The 20,784-nt window shown below is 73.6% G+C and carries 20 protein-coding genes; 9 read left to right on the top strand and 11 right to left on the bottom strand.

Annotated elements, in window-relative coordinates; all coding sequences use genetic code 11:
* The first annotated feature begins 70 nt into the window (after positions 1-70).
* Positions 71-517 (top strand): cell division protein SepF, encoded by a 447-nt coding sequence (locus SRB5_RS16605; protein ID WP_153452761.1) that lies wholly within the window; start codon positions 71-73, stop codon positions 515-517.
* A gap of 18 nt (positions 518-535) precedes the next feature.
* Here the strand turns inward: SRB5_RS16605 and SRB5_RS16600 are convergent, their stop codons facing one another.
* Positions 536-2,227 carry an MFS transporter gene (locus tag SRB5_RS16600; RefSeq protein ID WP_153452760.1) on the bottom strand — a complete coding sequence of 564 codons (1,692 nt, stop codon included), beginning with the start codon at positions 2,225-2,227 and terminating at the stop codon, positions 536-538.
* A gap of 398 nt (positions 2,228-2,625) precedes the next feature.
* Here SRB5_RS16600 and SRB5_RS16595 point away from each other — a divergent pair, with 398 nt between their 5' ends.
* Positions 2,626-3,636 (top strand): phosphatase PAP2 family protein, encoded by a 1,011-nt coding sequence (locus SRB5_RS16595; protein WP_407703931.1) that lies wholly within the window; start codon positions 2,626-2,628, stop codon positions 3,634-3,636.
* A 21-nt stretch (positions 3,637-3,657) separates the two neighbouring features.
* Here SRB5_RS16595 and SRB5_RS16590 read toward each other — a convergent pair whose 3' ends face one another.
* A complete protein-coding gene (locus tag SRB5_RS16590) occupies positions 3,658-3,873 on the bottom strand; it encodes an I78 family peptidase inhibitor (RefSeq protein ID WP_153452759.1) in 216 nt (71 codons plus the stop codon).
* Between the two features lie 475 nt (positions 3,874-4,348).
* On the opposite strand from SRB5_RS16590, the gene ctaD reads away from it, so the two are divergent.
* Entirely contained in the window at positions 4,349-6,052 is a 1,704-nt protein-coding gene (ctaD, locus tag SRB5_RS16585; RefSeq protein ID WP_153452758.1) for an aa3-type cytochrome oxidase subunit I, read from the top strand.
* Positions 6,053-6,081: 29 nt separating this feature from the next.
* Here ctaD and SRB5_RS16580 read toward each other — a convergent pair whose 3' ends face one another.
* From SRB5_RS16580 to SRB5_RS16565, 4 genes are all read right to left on the bottom strand, one after another.
* Complete coding sequence (locus SRB5_RS16580; RefSeq protein ID WP_323378013.1) at positions 6,082-6,861, bottom strand: hypothetical protein; 780 nt, start codon at positions 6,859-6,861, stop codon at positions 6,082-6,084.
* The gene (locus SRB5_RS16575) at positions 6,849-8,072 is read right to left on the bottom strand and encodes a glycosyltransferase (protein ID WP_323378012.1); all 1,224 of its coding nucleotides are present in this window, start codon (positions 8,070-8,072) and stop codon (positions 6,849-6,851) included. Before SRB5_RS16575 ends, SRB5_RS16580 begins: the two co-directional genes overlap by 13 nt.
* Before the next feature lie 129 nt (positions 8,073-8,201).
* The gene (locus tag SRB5_RS16570; protein ID WP_323378037.1) at positions 8,202-9,488 is read right to left on the bottom strand and encodes an ABC transporter substrate-binding protein; all 1,287 of its coding nucleotides are present in this window, start codon (positions 9,486-9,488) and stop codon (positions 8,202-8,204) included.
* Positions 9,485-10,045, bottom strand: coding sequence for a hypothetical protein (locus SRB5_RS16565; protein WP_153452757.1), 561 nt, complete (start codon positions 10,043-10,045; stop codon positions 9,485-9,487). Before SRB5_RS16565 ends, SRB5_RS16570 begins: the two co-directional genes overlap by 4 nt.
* A gap of 136 nt (positions 10,046-10,181) precedes the next feature.
* On the opposite strand from SRB5_RS16565, the gene SRB5_RS16560 reads away from it, so the two are divergent.
* The 5 genes from SRB5_RS16560 to SRB5_RS16540 all read left to right on the top strand — a co-directional run bounded on the left by SRB5_RS16560 (position 10,182) and on the right by SRB5_RS16540 (position 15,381).
* Positions 10,182-10,631 (top strand): hypothetical protein, encoded by a 450-nt coding sequence (locus tag SRB5_RS16560; RefSeq protein WP_228390101.1) that lies wholly within the window; start codon positions 10,182-10,184, stop codon positions 10,629-10,631.
* Position 10,632: 1 nt separating this feature from the next.
* Positions 10,633-13,287 (top strand): ABC transporter permease subunit, encoded by a 2,655-nt coding sequence (locus SRB5_RS16555; RefSeq protein ID WP_153452756.1) that lies wholly within the window; start codon positions 10,633-10,635, stop codon positions 13,285-13,287.
* Complete coding sequence (locus SRB5_RS16550) at positions 13,284-13,940, top strand: ATP-binding cassette domain-containing protein (protein WP_153452755.1); 657 nt, start codon at positions 13,284-13,286, stop codon at positions 13,938-13,940. Before SRB5_RS16555 ends, SRB5_RS16550 begins: the two co-directional genes overlap by 4 nt.
* A gap of 291 nt (positions 13,941-14,231) precedes the next feature.
* On the top strand, positions 14,232-15,074 hold the full coding sequence (locus tag SRB5_RS16545) for a hypothetical protein (RefSeq protein ID WP_323378011.1): 843 nt from the start codon (positions 14,232-14,234) through the stop codon (positions 15,072-15,074).
* Positions 15,075-15,174: 100 nt separating this feature from the next.
* The gene (locus tag SRB5_RS16540) at positions 15,175-15,381 is read left to right on the top strand and encodes a hypothetical protein (protein WP_153452754.1); all 207 of its coding nucleotides are present in this window, start codon (positions 15,175-15,177) and stop codon (positions 15,379-15,381) included.
* A gap of 189 nt (positions 15,382-15,570) precedes the next feature.
* Here the strand turns inward: SRB5_RS16540 and der are convergent, their stop codons facing one another.
* From der to SRB5_RS16515, 5 genes are all read right to left on the bottom strand, one after another.
* On the bottom strand, positions 15,571-17,046 hold the full coding sequence (der, locus tag SRB5_RS16535) for a ribosome biogenesis GTPase Der (RefSeq protein WP_153452753.1): 1,476 nt from the start codon (positions 17,044-17,046) through the stop codon (positions 15,571-15,573).
* Between the two features lie 93 nt (positions 17,047-17,139).
* Positions 17,140-17,856 (bottom strand): lysophospholipid acyltransferase family protein, encoded by a 717-nt coding sequence (locus tag SRB5_RS16530; RefSeq protein WP_407703930.1) that lies wholly within the window; start codon positions 17,854-17,856, stop codon positions 17,140-17,142.
* A complete protein-coding gene (gene cmk, locus SRB5_RS16525) occupies positions 17,817-18,485 on the bottom strand; it encodes a (d)CMP kinase (RefSeq protein WP_153452752.1) in 669 nt (222 codons plus the stop codon). The genes SRB5_RS16530 and cmk overlap by 40 nt, the downstream gene beginning before the upstream one ends.
* Positions 18,486-18,563: 78 nt before the next feature.
* On the bottom strand, positions 18,564-19,649 hold the full coding sequence (locus SRB5_RS16520) for a prephenate dehydrogenase (protein WP_323378010.1): 1,086 nt from the start codon (positions 19,647-19,649) through the stop codon (positions 18,564-18,566).
* A 135-nt stretch (positions 19,650-19,784) separates the two neighbouring features.
* Complete coding sequence (locus tag SRB5_RS16515; protein WP_153452751.1) at positions 19,785-20,252, bottom strand: YidB family protein; 468 nt, start codon at positions 20,250-20,252, stop codon at positions 19,785-19,787.
* 186 nt (positions 20,253-20,438) lie between these two features.
* Between SRB5_RS16515 and SRB5_RS16510 the strand changes: the two genes are divergently transcribed.
* On the top strand, positions 20,439-20,777 hold the full coding sequence (locus SRB5_RS16510; RefSeq protein ID WP_153452750.1) for a DUF952 domain-containing protein: 339 nt from the start codon (positions 20,439-20,441) through the stop codon (positions 20,775-20,777).
* Positions 20,778-20,784: the final 7 nt, after the last annotated feature.

Below are 20,784 nucleotides of genomic sequence, written 5' to 3'. Positions count from 1 at the left end.
ATCATCTGCATCATGGATGACCATAGGTGCGCGGACGGAAGGTCGGCCCCACAGGAGAGGAGGCGTCCCCATGGGATCGGTGCGCAGGGCGAGCGCTTGGCTCGGACTCGTCGACGACAACGATGACGAGCGGTACTACGACGACGACTACGCGGAGACCGGTGACCAGCAGCCCGCCAAGGGCGCCTGGGTCACGGACCCCCGGGTGCGGGTCGCGTCGGACGCCGCGCAGGAGCAGGGGCACCGGATCGCGACGATCACCCCGGACGGCTTCCGCGACGCGCGCGGCATCGGCGAGCTGTTCCGCGAGGGCGTCCCGGTGATCGTCAACCTCTCGGGGATGGACGGCGCCGACGCCAAGCGCGTCGTCGACTTCGCGGCCGGCCTGACCTTCGGGCTGCGCGGCACCATCGAGCGGGTGGCCACCCGGGTCTTCCTGCTGACGCCGGCGACCTACGAGATCGTCCCCGGCGAGTCGGCGCGGGCGAACAACGGCGGGTTCTTCAACCAGAGCTGACGCGGACCACGACCACGGCTAGGCGCGGGGCCCGGGCACCGGGCCCCGCGCCCGCTGGGCCGGTACGGGCGCGGGGGTCACGGCACGGAAGTCCCCGGCGTCCAGCCGGCCCGCCCGGTCGTCCGCCGCCTCGTGCCGGGGGCCGCATTCCATCGCGCGCGGCAGCCGCAGCGCCGCCAGCGCGCCCAGCAGCAGCAGACCGGCGCTCACCACGAGCGTGACGTGCATCCCGTGCACGAACGCCTCGCGGGCGGCGGTCCGCAGCGCCGCACCGCGCGGGCCGCCGAGCTCGTGCGCCACCTCGTACGCCTCGCCCAGCGAGTTGCCCGCCGCCCGCGCGGCCCCCGCGGGCACCCCGGGGACGTCCGTGACGCCGGGCCGGTAGAAGGCGTTCATCACACTGCCCAGCAGCGCGATGCCGATACCGGCGCCGAGCTGGTACGAGGTCTCGCCGATGGCCGCGGCGCCGCCGGCCTGTTCCACGGGCGCCTCGCTGAGCATCGACTCGTACGAGCCGAACAGCGTCGTCTCCAGCCCGAAGCCCAGCAGCACGAACCCGGCGTTGAGGATCACCGGCTGGTCGTGCTGCCCCATCGCGACCAGCCCGAGCACCGCGACGGCGGTCAGCACGAAGCCGAGGGCCACCATCAGCCGCGGGCCGAAGCGGGCCAGCATCCGCGCGCCCAGCAGCCCCGCCGCGATGGCGGCGAAGGTGAGCGGGATCAGCCGGACCCCGGCCTGCAGCGGGGTGAAGCCGAGGACGAGCTGCAGATACTGCACGGCGATGAGCTGCAGCCCGACGAGCGCCAGCATCGCCAGCACGATGCACCCGACGGCCGTCCCGAACGCCCGCCGCCGGATCACCCGGATGTCGACCAGCGGATGCGTACGGCGCCGCTGCCGGCGGACGAACAGGGCGAGCAGCAGGATCCCGGCGAGCGCCGGCCCGAACACCGACACCCGCAGCGGCCCCCCGCCCGCGCCGGTCTGCTGCACGGCGTACACGAGGCCGAACAGGCCGCTCGCCGCCATCAGCGCGCCCAGCACGTCCCAGGGGCCCGAGCGGCCCTCGACGGACTCGGGGAGCAGCCAGCGCCCGACCGGCACCGCGACGATCATCAGCGGGATGTTGACCAGGAAGACCGAACCCCACCAGTAGTGCTCGACCAGGAAGCCGCCGAGCAGCGGACCGATCGCCGCGCCGACGGCGGCGGTGGCGCTCCAGATGCCGATGGCCAGCGCCCGTTCGCGCCGGTCGGGGAAGACGTGCCGGAGTATCGACAGGGTCGCCGGCATGATCATCGCTCCGCCGACGCCGAGCAGCGCGCGGGCGGCGATGAGGACACCGGGGTTGTGCGCCGAGGCGGCGAGCGCCGAGGCGACGCCGAAGAGCGCGTAGCCGAGCAGCAGCACCCGGCGGCGGCCCACGCGGTCGCCCAGGGTGCCGAAGAGGATGAGGAGCGAGGCCGCGACCAGGGGGTAGGCGTCGACGATCCAGAGCAGATCGGTGGAGCTGGGCCGCAGGTCCTCCGTCAGGGAGGGGACGGCCACATGCAGCACCGTCGCGTCGAGGGCGACCAGCAGCAGGCTCGAGCAGAGCACGATCAGCACGGTCCAGCGACCCGCACCGCCACGCCGGCCGACCCGCCTGGCGTGCCGTCCCGCAGACACGCGCCCCGGCTGAACAGCGGCCGTGGTCGTCCCTGCCATCAAACGCACCTCCAAGGCGGAACCAGCCCTTCGCGAGCAGTCAGAGTACGCGAGAGTGCGCCGTCACCGGGTGGTGCGGTCCGAGTTGAGGCGAAGCCCGCACCGTCCGTGACGGAACGCGGACCTCCCGTGACCGGACCGCGACCCCGTCCACCTGATCCTCCGAACGCCCGGCGGCGAACTCCGCGCGGCACGACGGCGAATACCGGATTAACGCCGGTGTCGCGTCAAAATGCGTACGGGTGAAGCGTCGCATGTGTATTCACGGGAATGACGTGAACAAGGTCCCGAAACTCCCGGGCCACAGGTCCTGATTGAGACCGACTCCACATCACATAGGCATTACAAGTCGGGCTCTCGTGCCAATCCGGCCGCCGCATACCTGTAGCGTCGATTCCGTGCGTACCCAAGACAAGCCCACCGCAGTGGAGGAGCAGACGGCCCGCAGGGGGCACAGTCCGCTCCCCCCGCGGATGACCCGCGCCCGTGTGTGGCTCCTCGGGTCGACCGCGGCGGTGTACGCGGCGATCGTCGTCGGCGTGCTCACGACCTCGTGGCTGGTCCGGCTGGACTGGCAGCTGATGATGTTCCGGCCGTACAAGCAGTGGCCCGAGGTGCACGCCTTCCTGGACTACTTCGTGGTGCTGGGCCAGCGCGGCCCGACCGCCCTGGCCGTGCTGTGCTGGCTCGGCTACTGCGCGTGGCGGGGCCGGACCCTGCGGCCGGTGCTGGTGCTCGGCACCTCCCTGCTGCTGCTGAACATCTCGGTCGGAGCCGCGAAGATCGGCATGGGCCGGCTGGGCCCCCACTACGCGACCCGGATCGGTGCGCACGAGATGTGGCTGGGCGGCGATATATTCCCTTCCGGTCACACCGCCAACGCCGTGGTGACCTGGGGCGTTCTGGCCTATATGGCCACCACGCCGTTCGCCCGGCGGGTCGCGTCGCTGATCTCCGCCGTGGTGTCGCTGAGCGTCGGTCTCACCACGGTCTATCTGGGCACGCACTGGATCAGCGACGTGCTGCTGGGCTGGGCCGCGGGGCTGCTGGTCCTGCTGGCGCTGCCGTGGTTCGAGCCGCTGATGACCCGCGCCGAGGTGCGGCTGCTGGCGCTCTACCGCCGGCTGCGCTCCGGTACGGAGGCGTCGGCGGCGCCCCAGCCGGTCGCCGCCCGGGTCGCGATCATCTCGCAGCGCGCCGTCCCGGCGCAGCCGGGCACCCCGGTGCCGGAGATGGCCGGGGTGGGGGCCCGCCCCGACGGCTGGCCGCACGCCCTGCCGCGCCCGCACACCGCGCGGCACGAGCGCACCCCGGTCACCCCGACGGGCAGCCGCCGTCCGCCCCAGGTCGCGCACACGGACCGTACGGCGCGCGACCGGACCCGTACGACCGGCGGCACGGCGTCCTGACCCGACCCCTCTCCAGGGGGCTCAGCCCTTCCAGCAGCGCCGCACCAGGCCGTGCTCGACCTCGAAGTTGAGCCTGCCGCTCAGGTACTCCATCGTGATGACCGTGCCGGGCGGCAGGGAGCGGACCGGCGACCAGCCGTGCTCGCGGGCCCGGCGCTCGGCGTCCGGCGCGGCCAGTCCGACGTAGGCCGCGAGGTCGTCCGCGGGTTCTCCGGGCGGGTTCGGTACGGGTGTCATACGGCCACGCTAGACCGCGTCCGGCGCGGCCGACAGCGGGCCGCGGTCATACGGTCGTGCCGGAGCCGTCCCGTCCGCGTCACGCTTGTGTCACAACTTCCCCCGGCTGATTGACGTATACGTGATCAACGCAATCCGGACATCCGGCAACACCCCCGGAAATGCGCGGCCGTTCACGTCCGGCGGCCGTGCAGTTCATCGGAATTACCCCCGGAATTTCCACCCCCGTGCGACCCGTACAACCCTCGGAATATCAGCCGTACGCAGGCCGGATAATCATTTCCCGGCGCGTCGCATTCCCTGTGGGCTCACCGGATCCTCACAATAACCGCACAACTGAACGGGCAACCTCGGCGCGGAACCCGCCGCCGCACCCTCGCGCACCGGGGGGCGACGCGAGCATCATGGCGGGTGCGACGCAGCACACGGCCCGGACCGCGAAGACGGCCGGATACGGCTGAGAGGGGCGCACGGGATGGGGACCACGCACGCGACACCGGTGGCCGTGACCGCACCGCGGCCGCACCGGCAGGGCCGGGCCCTGGTGGACTGGCTCACCACGACCGACCACAAGAAGATCGGCCACCTCTATCTGATCGCGTCGTTCGTCTTCTTCCTCTTCGGCGGGGTGCTGGCGCTGCTCATGCGCGCCGAGCTGGCCCGGCCGGGGCTGCAGATGATGACCAGCGACCAGTTCAACCAGACGTTCACCATGCACGGCACGATCATGCTGCTGCTCTTCGCGACGCCGACCTTCGCCGGGTTCGCCAACGAGATCATGCCGCTGCAGATCGGCTCGCCCGACGTCGCCTTCCCCCGGCTGAACATGCTGTCGTTCTGGCTGTTCCTGTTCGGCGGGCTGATCGTCTCGGTGAGCTATCTGGTCCCGGGAGGTCCGGCGGCGTTCGGCTGGTTCGCGTACGCGCCGCTCAACGGGCAGCTGCGCTCGCCGGGCATCGGCCCCGATCTGTGGATCATGGGGCTGGCGCTGGCCGGCTTCGGCACCATCCTGGGCGCGGTGAACTTCCTGACGACGATCATCGGGATGCGGGCGCCGGGCATGACGATGTTCCGGATGCCGATCTTCACCTGGAACACGCTCTTCACGTCGATCCTCATCCTGATGGCGTTCCCGGTGCTGGCGGCGGCACTGCTGTGCCTGGAGGCCGACCGGACCTTCGGCTCGCACGTCTTCGACGCCGCGAACGGCGGCGCGCTGCTGTGGCAGCACCTGTTCTGGTTCTTCGGCCATCCCGAGGTCTACATCATCGCGCTGCCGTTCTTCGGCATCGTCAGCGAGATCCTCCCGGTGTTCTCCCGCAAGCCCATCTTCGGTTACGTGATGCTGGTGGGCGCCACGATGGCCATCACGGCGCTGTCGGTGATGGTGTGGGCGCACCACATGTTCGCCACCGGGGCGGTGCTGCTGCCGTTCTTCTCGTTCATGTCGTTCCTGATCGCGGTGCCCACGGGGGTGAAGTTCTTCAACTGGATCGGGACCATGATGAAGGGCGCGCTGTCCTTCGAGACGCCGATGCTGTGGTCGGTCGGGTTTCTGGTCACGTTCCTCTTCGGCGGGCTGACGGGGGTACTGCTGGCCTCGCCGCCGCTGGACTTCCATGTCTCCGACACATACTTCGTCGTGGCCCACTTCCACTACGTGGTATTCGGCACGGTGGTCTTCGCGACGTTCGCCGGGTTCTACTTCTGGTGGCCGAAGTTCACCGGGAAGATGCTGGACGAGCGGCTGGGGAAGGTCCACTTCTGGACCCTGTTCACCGGCTTCCACACCACGTTCCTCGTCCAGCACTGGCTGGGCGCCGAGGGCATGCCCCGGCGGTACGCCGACTATCTGGCGGCGGACGGCTTCACGGCGCTGAACACGGTGTCGTCCGTCGGGGCGTTCCTGCTCGGGATGTCGACGCTGCCGTTCCTGTACAACGTGTGGAAGACCGCCAAGGAGGGGAAGCCGGTCGGCGTCGACGATCCGTGGGGGTACGGGCGGTCGCTGGAGTGGGCGACGTCGTGTCCGCCGCCGCGGCACAACTTCGTCACCCTGCCGAAGATCCGCTCCGAGTCCCCGGCGTTCGACCTGCACCACCCGTACGCGGCGCACGACGACACGGCCGGGCCGCGGCCGGCCCTCGAGACGGAGGCCGCTGAGAGCGAACCGGCCTGACGTTCACCGGGGCGGGCGCCCGCGCCGGGTCAGGTGATCCGCAGGGCGAGCTCGTTCGCCGGGGTGTAGCCGATGCGGAGGCGGGAGGGGCCCAGCGGCAGGGCCGGATAGACGAAGACCTGTTCCTTCCGCGCGATGTCGTCCAGCAGCCGGGCGACCCGGACCGGTTCGGCGTCCGGTGCCGGCCGCAGCCCCAGCGTCGCCGGAAGGGTCTCGGAGACGGCCGCCGGGACGGCCGACGTGTGCCAGGTGGCCGTGAAGCAGGTGCCGTTGACGTACGCGGGGCACAGCGCGTACCAGGTGTCCGTACGGGCCTCCAGCGTGGCGGACGCCGACAGCCGGGCCCCGTAGAGACGGCCGGCCACCGTGATCCGGCCGCCCTGCACGGTGACCTCGCCGGCCTCCGCGTGCGGCGAGCGGTGCCAGACCGCCAGGGAGAGGGCCGAGCGAGTGGTGGCGTACGGGATCCGCACGGTCACCGGCGCGTCCGGGTCGGGGACGCGGTCCACCAGCCCCCGCAGATCGCACAGCCCCGGCGTCAGCCGCTCCCGGACGCCGTCCGCCGGCTCCGCGTAGGCGTCCCAGCGGCCCTCCGCCAGCGCGGCCGTCACCGGCAGCACGGCCGTCGGCCCCGACACCGGCAGCCGGACCTCCGTACCGCTCCCCCGCAGCCGCAGCACCAGCGCCGCCGCGGGGTCGCCGAGGGTGAACCGCAGCTCCCCCGACGCCGACGCCACACAGTCCGCCCGCCGCTCCGCCACGGCGCCCTTGCCCCCGCCCCCCGGCCCCGGCCCCGTCACGGCGTCCACGCCCTCAGCCGCCGTCCCGCCATCGTCGCCGCGTACACCCCGCCCAGCGCGGGGCCGACCAGCCGTCCGTGCCGCCGGGCCCTCAGCCCGGTGAGCAGCGCGTCGTACCGCCCGGCGATCCGCTCCGGGTCGAACCGGGCGACGTTCTCCACCGCCCGCCGCCCCATCCGGACCCGCAGGTCGTCGTCCTCGACGAGCCGCAGCAGCCGCGCCGCCAGCCCGTCCAGATCGCCGTTGCGGGCCAGCAGTCCGTCCTCGCCGTCGGTGATGATCTCCCCCGGCCCGTACGGGCAGTCGGCGGCGACGACCGGCAGTCCGCAGCGCATGGACTCGGCGATGCTCAGCCCGAACGACTCCAGCTGCGCCGTCGACAGCGAGACCGACCCCTTCACCCACTCGGCGTCGAGCGGATGCGCCGCCCCCATCAGATGGACGTGGTTGTACAGCCCGAGCTTCTCGATCTGGACGTGCAGCCGGTCCCGCCACGGCCCGTCCCCGTACAGCCGCAGCTGCCAGTCGGGCCGCACGCGCACGACCCGCTCGAAGACCCGGAGCATCCGGTCGTAGCGCTTGACCCAGGCCAGCCGTCCCGCGGCGATCACGATCCGGGAGCTGCCGTCCGCCGGCGGCAGCTGCGGCGCCGGCACCGCGTTGGGGATCGCGCCGAGCCACACCCCGGGCAGCCGCAGCCGGCGCGCGTACACCGCCGCGTCCGCCTCGGTCACCGTCACCACGGCGTCCATCAGCGGGTAGTGGGCGCTCAGCGCCAGCTTGAGCGGCCAGGGGTGGGAGAGGAACGTCGCGTGCTCCTGCGCCACCCGGACCACCCCGGGGCGGGCGTCGCGGGCGATGTGCACGTTCAGCCCCGGCCGGGTGCCGATCACGGCGTCGGTGTCCGCGCCGCGCAGCCATCCGGCGATCCGCCGGTCGGTGAGCGCGCTGTACTGGCCGCGCCGGCTCTCGCCGCGCGGGAAGAGCCGGGACGGCCGGTCGAGGTCGGGGTGCCCGTGGTCCGCGCCGCCGGCGCGCAGGTCCAGCAGGGGACGCAGGGTCACGCCCGGCGGGAGGTCGAACACGGGCTCGTCGCGGTGGCGGAAGACCGAGACGATCTCCACCTCGTGCTGCTCGGCGAGCATCCGGGCCAGGGTGAACACGGTCCGGATGGTGCCGCCGATCCCGTACCCGTAGTGCAGCAGGAAACTGATCCGCACGGTATCCCCAGGGCTTCCCGCCGGACACCGCGGCAGGCGCCCGTTTGCTGTGAAGACATCTCAAGGCGATGAAAGGTTGTACCGATTACCGCATAAAGTCACGATACGGCAGAAACATCCCGGCGGCATTCAGGGCCGGTAGGCCAGCTGCGGCACCGTGAAGCAGTTCTCGTTCATGTCCCCCTGCGTGACCCAGCCGTGCGCGTCGTCCCGCCAGCGGGCGACGGACAGACACGTCCGCCGGGTCTGAGGCGGCTCGGGCAGCCGCTCGAACCGGACGGGCAGCAGCAGCCCGTCCGCGTCGTACGGCTCGGTCCGCCCCATGAAGCGCTCCACGCACGCCCGGGTCACGTCGTCCCCGCAGGAGGCGGCGGCGTCGGCGAACCACATCGCCGCCGCCCAGCCCTCCAGCTGCCACTGCGAGCGGACCTTCGTCGCCGCGTACCGGTCCATGCCCTCCAGGAACGCGGCGACCGCCGGATGGTCCCGGTCGGCGTAGTCGCGGCTGGAGCCCGTCACCCACAGGCTGCCGCGGCAGCCGGGGACGTCCCGGTAGTCGTCCGGCACCTGCGACGACCAGTTCTGCACGTTCGTGACCTTCGCGGCCACCCGGACGTCCGCCGCCTCCATCGCCTCGCACAGCTGTACGTTGCCGTGGGTGTCCAGCGCGTCGAACACGAGGTCCGCGCCGCGGGCCCCGATGTCGGCGGCCACCGCCCGGAAGTTGGGCAGCGCGAAGTCCACCTGCTCGACGGCGACCCGGTAGCCCTCCGCCCGCAGCCCCTCGGTGACCAGCCGGGCGTAGGCGGCGGAGGACGCCTGGTTGTACGAGACGACCGCGGCCGTCCGGGCGCCGTGCTCCTCCCTGAAGTAGCGGTAGACCTCGGTCCCGCCGTACAGCCGCCCGTCCCAGCCGGGGGTGCCGTCGCGGGGCGCGAGGCTGCCGTAAATCGAGTAGAGGTGCGGGTACGTGTCGTACTGGGCGCCGATCGGCTGTCCGCCGATGTCGGGGACACCGGCCCGGCTCACCAGCGGCGCGCCCGCGTAGTCCAGGGAGGTCCCGGCGACGAGGGCGAAGACCTTCTCCTTCGTCAGGAGCCGGCGCACGCAGTCGCTGTTGCCGATGCCCGCCCCCTGGTCGTCGCAGGTGACGACGCGCACCGGGCGGCCGCCCACCCCGCCGTGGTCGTTGAGCCGGGCGAAGTACGCCCGCGCCCCGTCCCGCGGACCGGTGAAGGCGGTGGCGCCGATGGGGCTGGTGGCGCTGGTGATGATGCCCACCGTCAGCGGCCGGCGTCCGGTGGCGGCGGTCGTGGGGCGGTGGTCGAAGTCGCGCTCCGGCAGTCTGCTGCCGCAGGCCGTGCCCAGCAGGAGCACGGCCGCGGCGAGCAGGGCCGGCGCGGCCCGCCGGGTCACGAACAGCCCGGCCCCGCGGTGCCGCTGATGCCGACGAGACCGCACAGGGTCTCCTTGGACACCTTCCACGTGGAGCCGTCCAGGACGGCGGTGCCCGCGCCGTTGGGCAGCACCGTGGCGCCGGAGACCGTCATCGCGTAGCTGACGGCGGCCTCCGTCGGCGAGGAGAACGACACGCCGGTCACCTTCACCGCGACGCCCCTGGCCTGGTCGCTGCCGCTGAACGCCCGCATGAGCGGCTCCAGCCTGTCGCCGTCCTCCAGCAGCTCCGCCTTCTTGTCCAGCGGGGTCTTCGGGTCGAAGAACGCCTCGAAGTTCTTCTTGATCTGCGCCTCGGCCGCGGCCGGATCCGCCGGCTCCTGACCCTCACCGGCGGTCTCCGTCGCGCTCGCCGTGTCCGTCGGCTCCGGTGCGGCGGTGGGCGTGCCGGCGGTCGGGGACGGGCTCTTCGTACCGCCCCCGCCGCCGTCGTCCGAGCAGCCGGCCGCCCCGAGTCCGATGGCCAGCACCAGCACCGCCACCGGCGCGGCCGCCCGCGCCCTTCGTCCGTGGGGCATCCGCCTCACCTCTCGCGTCGACTTGTCGCGTTCGTCAAGCTATACACGGCATAGTGCATCCCGCAGGCCGACATTCCCAGGCACGACGCACGTCCCGGAATGCGGCGTCTTCGACCGGCGACTCCCAGGGGGCACCATGGCGCGCGTGAGGTTCGGGGAGAGCTCCGCCGGGCGGGCGCTCGTCCTGCGGTGGGGTGGTCCGGTGGCGCTCGCCGCCGGCGCGGTGCTGTGCGTCATCGGCTGGTACGGGGTCTCCGGCGAGAGCGTCGCCGAGCGGCAGCTGCCCTATCTGGCCTCGTCGACGATCCCGGGCGCCGCCCTGGTCGTGGCGGGGGCGGTGCTTCTGACGCGCGGCGAGCAGGGCCGGGTGGAGGAGCTGTACGCCCTGCTGACGGCCGCGGAGGACGACCCCGCCGACGCGGAGCGCCCGCTCCCGGCCGCCGGGGGGCCGTATCTCGCCGTCCCCGGCGGCACGCTCTACCACCGTGCCGACTGTCCGCTCGTCAGCGGTAAGGCCGACGCCCGCCCGGTCAACGGGGACGGCGGGGAGCTGACGGCCTGTCCGGTGTGCGAGCCGGCGCCCTGACATGGCGTCCCTCACGTACGACCTCACGCTGGCCGGGCTGGCGGTGGGGAGCGCGGCGGCGCTCACCGGGATCGGGCTGATCGTCACCTACCGGGCGACGGGGGTGCTCAACTTCGCGCACGGCGCGGTCGCGATGGTGACCGCGTACGCGCTGTGGCAGCTGCGCGTCGGCTGGGGCTGGCCGCTGTGGGCCGCGGCGGCGCTCTGTCTGGTGGTCGTCGCGCCGGGGATCGGGCTGCTGCTGGGGCGGTTCGTGTTCCGTCCGCTGTCGGTGCTCCAGGGGCGCGGCGGGGCGCACTCCCTCGTCGTGTCGCTGGGGGTGTTCGTGCTGCTCGTCGGGGGCGCGGGGCTGGTGTGGGGGACGGGGGCGAAGACGGACGTACCGCGAATCCTGCCCGACGACCCGTGGATTCGGCTCTCCGTGGTCGTGGTGCTCGCCGCGGCCGTCTCGGGCGTCACCCGGTTCACCCGGGTCGGGCGGGAGTTGCGGGCGGTGGTCGACGACCGGCGGCTGGCGGCGCTGAGCGGGATCGACGCCGACCGGGTGGCCGACACGGGGTGGGCGTTCGGCACGTTCACGGCGGGGCTGACGGGGCTGCTGCTGGCCCCGTACGTGCGCCTCGACCCGTACGGGCTGCCGCTGCTCGTGACGGCGGTGCTGGGCGTCGCGGTGGCCGCGGGGCTGCGGTCGCTGCCGGTGGCCGTCGGCGTCGCGCTGGCGATCGGGGTGGCGCAGAGCCAGCTCACCCGGCTGCACCCGGGCGGCGGGTGGGAGCAGGTGACGCAGGCGCTGGGGGCGAATCTGTTCGCGGTAGCGCTGCTCGTGGCGGCTCTGGCGGTGCCCCGGTTGGGGGAGGAGGCGGACCGGGAGGGTTTCTTCCGGGTGCCGCCGGCGCCCGCGGCGGGAGGCGGGGCGGTGGGGGTGCTCGCGGGGGTGCTGTTCCTGCTGCCGCTGGGGTTCGCGGGGGCGGATCTGACGACGGCCGTGCAGGTGCCGGGGCTGGCGGTGGTGCTGCTGTCGCTGGTCGTCGTCACCGGGCGGGGCGGGCAGGTGTCGCTGGGGCAGGCGGGGTACGCGGGGCTGGGCGCGCTGTTCACGGCGCTGCTGGCCGCCGGGCGGTTCCCCGGAGTCGGGCCGCTGCCCGAGGCGGCGGCGCTGGGCTTCTGCGTGCTGCTCGTCGCGCCGCTGGGGCTGCTCACCGGGTATCCGGCGATCCGCCGGCGGGGGCTGGCCCTGGCGCTGACGACGCTGGCCTTCGGGGTCGGGGTGAGCGCCTTCGTCCTGACGCAGCCGTACGCCGCCGCGGGGCTGTCGCCGGCGCGGCCGGCCGGGTTCACGGGGGATCGGGCGTACTACGCGCTGGAACTCGCGCTGCTCGCGGGCGCGGTGCTCGTCGTGTGGCTGCTGCGGCGGGGGCGCACGGGGCGGGCGCTCGCCGCGCTGCGTGATCACGAGGAGGGGGCCTCGGCGGCGGGGGTGGCGGTGCCGGCGCTCACCGTGGGGGCGTTCGTGGCCGGGGCGGCGCTGGCCGCGCTGGGGGGCGGGATGCTCGTCATGGGGGTCCAGGCATTCTCGCCGGGGATGTTCGACCCGGTGCGGGGACTGCTCTGGTTCGCGGCGGTCGTCGTGCTGGGGGCGGACTCCGTGCCGGGTGCGCTGGCGGCGGCGGCCCTGCTGGTCGGGCTGGACGCGGGGGCGCGCGGCGGGACGGCGGCGGCGGTGATCGGTGTACTCGCGGTGCTGCTCGGGCGGTTCCCCGGCGGGGTGTACGACGCGCTGCGCGCGGGCCTGGCGCGGGTGCGGGGGCCGGGGGTGCGGCTGTCGGGGGCGGGGAGGCGGGTGCGGGGGCGGCTGGGACGTACGACGGTCGAACCGCGATCCGCCGCAACGCGCGTCCCCCCGGGCCGAACCGAACCGCGCATCCCTCCGGGCGAAACCCGGCCGAGCCCCCTCCCGCCGCCCGCCCCTCCGGCCCGGCCCGAATCGTCGCCCCCCGCCCGCCTCACCGCCCGCGGTGTGCGCGTCGCGTACGGCGACTACCTGGCCCTCGACGGCGTCGACCTGACCGTCGCCCCCGGCCGGATCACCGCCCTCACCGGCCCCAACGGCGCCGGAAAATCCACCCTCTTCCACTGCCTCGCCGGCACCCTCACCCCCGGCGGCGGCCGGATCCTCCTCGACGGGACGGACGTCACCCGCGAACCGGCCCACCGCCGCACCCGCCGCGGCATCGCCCGCACCTTCCAGCGGCTCGCCGTCTTCCCGAGCCTCACCGTCGGGGAGAACGTCCGTATCGGCGCCGAACAGGGCCGCCTCCACGACCCCGCCGCCACGGACCGCGCCCTCGCCCTCCTCGGCCTCACCCCCGTCCGCGACCGCCCCGCCGCCGGCCTCCCCACCGGCACCCTGCGCCGGGTCGAACTCGCCCGCGCCCTCGCCGGCGGCCCCCGCGTCCTGCTGCTCGACGAACCGGCCGCCGGCCTGGACACCGCCGAGACGGCCGCCCTCGCCCGCCTCCTGCGCGCCCTCGCCGCCGACGGCATGGCCCTCCTGGTCGTCGAACACGACCCCGACCTGGTCGCCGGACTGGCCGCCACCGTGTACGAGATGGAGGCCGGCCGGATCACCGCCGTCCGCGAGGGGGCCGCGCGATGACCGTCGAGATCCGGCTGGCGGGCGCCCGCGTCCGCTACGGCCCCCTGGAGGCCCTGCACGGCGTCGACCTGCCCGTCCCCGCCGGCCGCCTCACCGTGCTGACCGGCCGCAACGGCTCCGGCCGCAGCACCGCCCTGCGCGCCCTGGCCGGCACCGTCACGCTGTCCGCCGGCCGCGTCCTGTGGCGCGGCACGGACGTCACCCGGCTGCCCGCCTACGCCCGTGCCCGCCGGGGGATGTGCCTCACCCCCGACACCGGGGCGGTGTTCGCCTCCCTCACCGTCGCCGAGAACCTCGCCCTCGCGGGCGGCGACCCCTCCCCCGCCCTGACCGCGTACCCGGCGCTGGCCCGGCTGCTGCCGCGACGGGCCGGCACCCTCTCCGGCGGCGAACAGCGGATGCTCGCCGTCTCCCGCGCCCTGCTCAGCCCCGCCCGGCTGCTGCTGTTCGACGAACCGGCGCAGGGCATGAGCGCCGACGTCGCGGCCCGCACCCACGCCCTGCTGGGCGAACTGGCCCGCGCGGGCCGCACGGTGGTGGTCGCGGAGCAGTCGCTGCCGCCGAAGCTGGCCGCCGCCGCGTCGGTGGTGCACGAACTGCGCCGGGGCACGGTCGTCTTCAGCGGGGAGCCGCAGGAGCTGCGCGGGGCCTAGGGTTACCGCCGGTATCGTCAATTTTCGGCCGCCTTCCATCTCGGTTGAAAACCGAACTTATCGGCCTGTCCGCGATACGCGAATCCACCCGCTTCACCGGGGCAACACGGCGGATCACCAGGTCAGTTGGACGATCACGGCCCCTTTCGCCGGATATCTCACCGGCCGCACCCGCCCGTACCGTCAATCGGCGCGGAGGGCGTTACCCCTGGACCAGGTCACCCGTTGGGAACAGTGACCGAACGACCGCACCAGGGCGAAAGACCGACCCGCAATCCCGAGGAGCCACCCGTGACTCGCATGCTCGACGTGAGCGAGGACGTACGCGCCGAGATCGGCGACGAAGAAGCAGAACGGCTGCTGTCCGGCGACGGCGCCCCCGGCTCGTACGACTGCACGTCGTGCCGCACGCCGGGCGACTCCCGCAGCGAGCGCACCTCCACCGTGCTGTTCGTCGGGGGCGAGACGGCCGTGCTGGCCTTCGCCCACGCCGGCTGTGTGCCGTCGCAGGTCGTGGCGGTGGCGGAGGAGCAGCTCCGGGGCGCCGTCGCGTCCATCACCGCGACGGACGGCGAGCCGGAGGCCCGTCCGGAGGCGCCCGCCCCCACGCCCCCCACGCCCCCCGCGGTCCTCGCCCCGGACCCCGTCGCCGAGGCGCCGCGGCAGGCCGTGCTCGGCGTGACGTGCGGGCTGGTGCTGTGCGGCGACGACCTGAAGGCCGCGCTGGTCGTCGAGCCGACCGGCCCGGTCACCCGACCGGGATCGGCCGGGATGGGCGACGACTTCCTGCCGCTCCTCATCGAGCAGGGGTTCCTGCCGGTGCTGGACGTGGACCGGCCGCCGGCCACGGTGCCCGGCTGGTCGGTGCTGCTGGTCTCCGGCCGGCTGCACGCCGTGATGCAGCCGGGACGGGGCGGCGAGGGCGCGACGGCGTGGTGGCAGGCGCATCAGCCGCTCCAGGTGACGGACGGCTGGCGGCAGGTCGCCGTCGCGTCCCGCGAGGTGCTGGTGTTCGCGGCGCCGGTGGGCTCCGTCGGCCGGCAGCCGCGCGAGGACCTGCTGCGGGACGCGCTGGAGCTGGCCGCGTCGCGCGGACTGCTGGTCGGGAGCACCATGCCGCTGACCGGCGCCTGAGAAGTTCACCCGAACGGACCACGGGCACCCGCATCCCCCGGGGCCACGCGATCGTTGCGGGGGTGTGCACTCCTCGTATCCCCACACCCAGATCCCCGCCATGCGTCCCGCCCACGAGTCCGGTGAGCGGGCCGAGGGGACGCCGATCTACGACGAGTTGTGCGCCGAGTACCGCAGGCTCTTCCGCGCGCTGCCCGGGGACCGGACGGGCGAGGAGAAGCTCCGCTTCGACGCCATCGGGGGCCTCGCCTTCGGCCGCCGCGGCCGCCGCCACGCCGCCGACCGTGAGCTGGGCCCGGGGCTCTGACGGCGCGTAAAGCAGCCCGTACCAGCGGCCGGGGCGCCGACGCCCCGGCCGGACCTACTTCTTCCGCCCGCGCTTCTCCCGCACCCGCACCGAAATCTGCAGCGGCGACCCCTCGAACCCGAACTCCTCCCGCAGCCGCCGCTCGATACTGCATCATTCCGGGGGCAACCCCCGAACCCCCGGCCGGACCTACTTCTTCCGCCCGCGCTTCTCCCGCACCCGCACCGAAATCTGCAGCGGCGACCCCTCGAACCCGAACTCCTCCCGCAGCCGCCGCTCGATGAAGCGCCGGTAGCCCGCCTCGATGAAGCCCGAGGCGAAGAGCACGAAGCGCGGCGGCTTGGTGCCCGCCTGCGTGCCGAAGAGGATGCGCGGCTGCTTCCCGCCCCGGATCGGGTGCGGATGGGCGGCCACCAGCTCGCCGAGGAACGCGTTCAGCTTGCCCGTCGGCACCCGGGTCTCCCAGGACGCGAGCGCCGTCTCGATCGCCGGCACCAGCTTCTCCATGTGCCGCCCGGTGAGCGCCGAGACGTTCACCCGGGGCGCCCACTGCAGCTGCACCAGATCGCGCTCGATCTCCCGCTCCAGGTAGAAGCGCCGCTCCTCGTCGAGCTGGTCCCACTTGTTGTACGCGATGACCAGCGCCCGCCCGGCCTCGACGGCCATGGTGAGGATCCGCATGTCCTGCACGGAGATCGACTCGGTGACGTCGATGAGGACGACCGCGCACTCGGCCTTCTCCACAGCGGCGGCGGTACGCAGGGAGGCGTAGTAGTCGGCGCCCTCCTGCATGTGCACCTTCTTGCGGATGCCGGCCGTGTCGACGAACTTCCACGTCGTGCCGCCGAGCTCGATCAGCTCGTCGACGGGGTCGCGGGTGGTGCCGGCCATCTCGTTGACGACGACCCGCTCCTCCCCCGCCACCTTGTTCAGCAGCGACGACTTGCCGACGTTCGGCCGCCCGATGAGCGCGATCCGGCGCGGGCCGCCGACGAACTCGCCGAAGGTCTGCGCGGGCGCCTCGGGCAGCACGTCGAGCACCGCGTCGAGCAGATCGCCCGTACCGCGGCCGTGCAGGGAGGACACCGGGTGCGGCTCGCCGAGGCCCAGGTTCCAGAGCATCGCGGCGTCGGCCTCGCCGGAGGGGCCGTCGACCTTGTTGGCGGCCAGCACGACAGGCTTGCCGGCCCGGCGCAGCAGCTTCACCACGGCCTCGTCGGTGTCGGTGGCGCCGACCTTGGAGTCCACCACAAAGATCACCGCGTCGGCGGCGTCGATGGCGAACTCGGCCTGCGCGGCCACGGACGCGTCGATGCCGAGGACGTCCTGCTCCCAGCCGCCGGTGTCGACGATCTTGAAGCGCCGGCCCGCCCAGTGGGCCTCGTACGTGACCCGGTCGCGGGTGACGCCCGGCTTGTCCTCGACGACGGCCTCGCGGCGGCCGATGATGCGGTTCACCAGGGTCGACTTGCCGACGTTGGGCCGGCCGACGACGGCCAGCACCGGCAGCGGTCCGTGCCCCGCCTCGGCCAGGTCGCCCTCGACCTCCTCGAGGTCGAAGCCCTCCTGCTGGGCGAGCTCCATGAACTCCGCGTACTCGGCCCCGGAGAGCTCGCCGTGCTCGTCGCCGTGCTGCTCGCCGGTCGAGCGGTCCTCGCTGGTCATGAAGTCTTCGTCCTCGTCACGTCTGGTGCCGCCCCGGTCGTACGACCGTGGGGCGGCGGGTTGGTCGGTGGGCGCGGCAGCACCCAGTGTCGTCTATCGGCCCGCGGTGTGCCTGGCGTCCGCCAGGTGCGCGGTGAGGCGCTTCTGGATCCGCTCGGTGGCCGCGTCGAGCGCCGCCCGCGTACGCCGCCCGCTGCCGTCGCCGGCCTGGAACGGCTCGCCGAAGACCAGGTCCACGCGGCTGCGCAGGGCCGGCAGCCCCGGTATGAGCCGGCTGCGGCGCTCGGCGGAGCCCAGCACCGCGACCGGCACGATGGGCGCCCCGGACCGGACGGCGAAGTACGCCAGCCCCGCCCGCAGCTCGGCGAAGTCGCCATCGCCCCGGGTGCCCTCCGGGAAGATACCCAGCACGCCGCCGTGCTCGAGCACGCCCAGCGCCCGGGTGATCGCCGTACGGTCGGCGGTGGTGCGGTCCACCTCCACCTGGCCGATGGCCCGCAGGAACGTGCCGAGCGGGCCGACGTACGCCTCCTTCTTGATCAGGAAGTGCACGGGGCGCGGCGCGGTGCCCATCAGCATCGGGCCGTCGATCATATGGGAGTGGTTGACCGCCAGGATGACCGCACCCTCGGCGGGCAGCCGGTGGGCACCCAGCACCCGGGGCCGCCACAGTCCGCGCATCAGCCCGATGCCGATGCGCCGGCCGACGGCGGCGCCGCGGGCCGAGGGGAGGCCCGCCGTACGGCCGGCGGGCCGCCTGGTGTGCTCGGTCACCGTCCCCGCTTCTCCTCGATCAGGGTGACGACGCACTCGATGACCTGGTCGAGCGTGAGCTCGGTGGTGTCGACCTCGACGGCGTCGCCGGCCTTGGCCAGCGGGGAGGTCTTGCGGCCGGAGTCGGCGGCGTCCCGCTTGACCAGGGCCTCGCGGGTGGCCTCGAGGCTCTGCGCGTCCTTGCCCTTGAGCTCGCCGGAGCGGCGGGCGGCGCGGGCCTCCTCGGAGGCCGTCAGGAAGATCTTCACGTCCGCGTCGGGCAGCACGGTGGTGCCGATGTCGCGGCCCTCGACCACGATGCCGCCGGCGGCCTCGCGGGCGATGGTGCGCTGCAGCTCCGTGATCCGGGCCCGGACCTCCGGGACGGCGCTCACGGCGCTCACCGCGGCCGTGACCTCCTTGCCGCGGATCGGGGCGGCGACGTCGGTGCCGTCGACGGTGATGGCCGGGGCGGCCGGGTCCGTGCCGGAGACGATCGTGGGCTTGCCGGAGGCGGCGGCGACGGCGGAGGCGTCGTTGACGTCGATGCCGTTGTCGAGCATCCACCAGGTGATCGCGCGGTACTGGGCGCCCGTGTCGAGGTAGCGCAGGCCGAGTTTGACGGCCACGGCCTTGGACGTGCTCGACTTGCCCGTACCGGAGGGGCCGTCGATTCCGACGATCATGAATGGGGACCTTTCTCGAACACGGGCGCTTTTACTCTCGTCACAGGGTACTGGCTGCGCCGGGACGCCCTCACCGCGCTACTGGCGCAGCGCCCAGCCCCGCTCGTGCAGCGCCGCGGTGAGCGTGGGCGCCGCCTGCGGGACGACCACGAGCTCGACGCGTCCCGCCTGCTGACCGGTGGCGTGTTCGATCCGGACGTCCTCGATGTTGATCCCGGCCGACCCGGCGTCCGCGAAGACCCGCGCCAGCTCGCCGGGCGAATCGGAGATGAGGACGGTGACGACCTCGTACACGGCGGGCGCCGCCCCGTGCTTGCCCGGGACCCGTACCCGGCCGGCGTTGCCGCGGCGCAGGACGTCCTCGATCCCGGCCACACCGGAGCGCCGTTTGTCCTCGTCGGCGGCCTGCAGCGACCGCAGCGCCTCGACGGTCTCCTGGAGGTCCCCGGCGAGCTCGGCGAGGACGTCCGCGACGGGGCCGGGGTTCGCGGAGAGGATGTCGACCCACAGCGCGGGGTCGGAGGCGGCGATCCGGGTGACGTCCCGGATGCCCTGGCCGCACAGCCGTACGGCCGCCTCGTCGGCGCCCTCCAGCCGCGCGGCGACCATGCTGGACACCAGCTGCGGGGTGTGCGACACGAGGGCGACGGCGCGGTCGTGGGCGTCGGCGTCCATCACGACCGGGACGGCCCGGCACAGGGCCACCAGCTCCAGCGCCAGGTTCAGCACCTCCGTGTCCGTGACGGACGTGGGGCTGAGCACCCAGGGCCGGCCCTCGAAGAGGTCGGCGGTGGCGGCCAGGGGGCCGCTGCGCTCGCTGCCGGCCATCGGATGCGTGCCGATGTACGAGGTGAGGTCGAAGCCGGCGGCCTCGAGCTCGCGGCGGGGGCCGCCCTTGACGCTGGCCACGTCGAGGTAGCCGCGGGCCAGTCCCTTGGCCTGCGCGTCGGCGAGGGTGCGGGCCACGTGCGCCGGGGGGACGGCCACCACGGCCAGGTCCACGGGGGACTGCGGGGTCTCGTCCGTACCGGCTCCGAGGGCGGCGGCGGTGCGCGCGCGGCCGGGGTCCTCGTCGCTGAGGTAGACCCGCACGCCGCGCCCGGTCAGGGCGATCGCCGCTGAGGTGCCGATGAGGCCGGTGCCGATGACGAGTGCGGTTCTCACGGGTTCAGGGTAGTCAGCGGATCGGTGTGCCGCCGCCGCGCCCGTCCCTTGAGACACCGGGCGGCGGACGGCGGGCACGCCTCCGGCGCGGGTACGGACGTGTTCCGTCCCGCGCCGGAGGGTGTGCGTATGCCGTCAGGCGGCCTTCTGCCCGCCGCCGTAGCCCTGGAGGCGGTCGACGACGGAGTCGAAGTCCTGGACCGAACCGTTCGGGGTGGCCTCGTTCACGACCTCGGGGATCGAGCGGGAGAGCTGGTTCAGCGCCTGGTCGTCCGAGAGCCCGTGGGCCTGGGCCGCCTCGTGGACGGCGTCGTTGGGCAGGACCTTCGACAGCTGGTCGGCCGTGACGGACTTGTTCTCGCCGGTCGACACCCAGGACTTTGCGGCTTCCTTGACCTCCGGCTGGGCCTTGTCGCCGGAGATCATGTCGAACAGCTGGCCGAGCGGGTTACCGCCGCCGCCCTGGGCCGACTTGCCGGCCCCACCGCCGCCGCCGAGGCCGCCGAGGATGGAGCCGAGCATGCCGCCGCCTCCGCCTCCGCCTCCGGACTTGCTGCCGCCGAGTATCGAGCCGAGAAGTTCACCGAGGGGGTTACCGGACATGTCGCGCCTTTCTCGTACGCGGGCCGGGGGCCGTCGGAAGAACACCCCGGCTGGACACCGCCCAATTTCCCCCAAACCGGACAGCAGCGCGAGTCGATCAAGACCTCGCCCGGCACGTTCGTACGGCTCGGACGAGCCGGTCCCGCATACGCCGCGTACCGGCGGCTCATCCGGTACAAAAAGGGCATGATCTACCACGTGGTCCCGCTGGACGACTGGCTGCTGGCCCCGGACCGCCCCTACGCCCCGGCCTCGCTGGCCGAGGAGGGGTTCGTCCACTGCTCCCCCGACGAGCCGACCGCCCTGGCCGTGGCCGACGAGCGCTTCCGGGACACGGTGGGCCCGCTGATGGTGCTCATCGTCGACGAGGCGGAGCTGACCGCCCGGATCCGCTGGGAGGACGCCGCGGACGGCCGTACGTACCCGCATGTGTACGGCAGGATCAACCGCACCGCCGTGACGGGGATGCTGGAGGTGGAGCGGGACGCGGAGGGCCGCGCCCGCTCCCTGGCGGCGTGGTCGTAACGAGGCG

Source organism: Streptomyces smaragdinus (assembly GCF_009604385.1).
GTDB classification, from domain to species: domain Bacteria; phylum Actinomycetota; class Actinomycetes; order Streptomycetales; family Streptomycetaceae; genus Streptomyces; species Streptomyces smaragdinus.
This window is presented reverse-complemented; position numbering and strand designations above follow the sequence as displayed.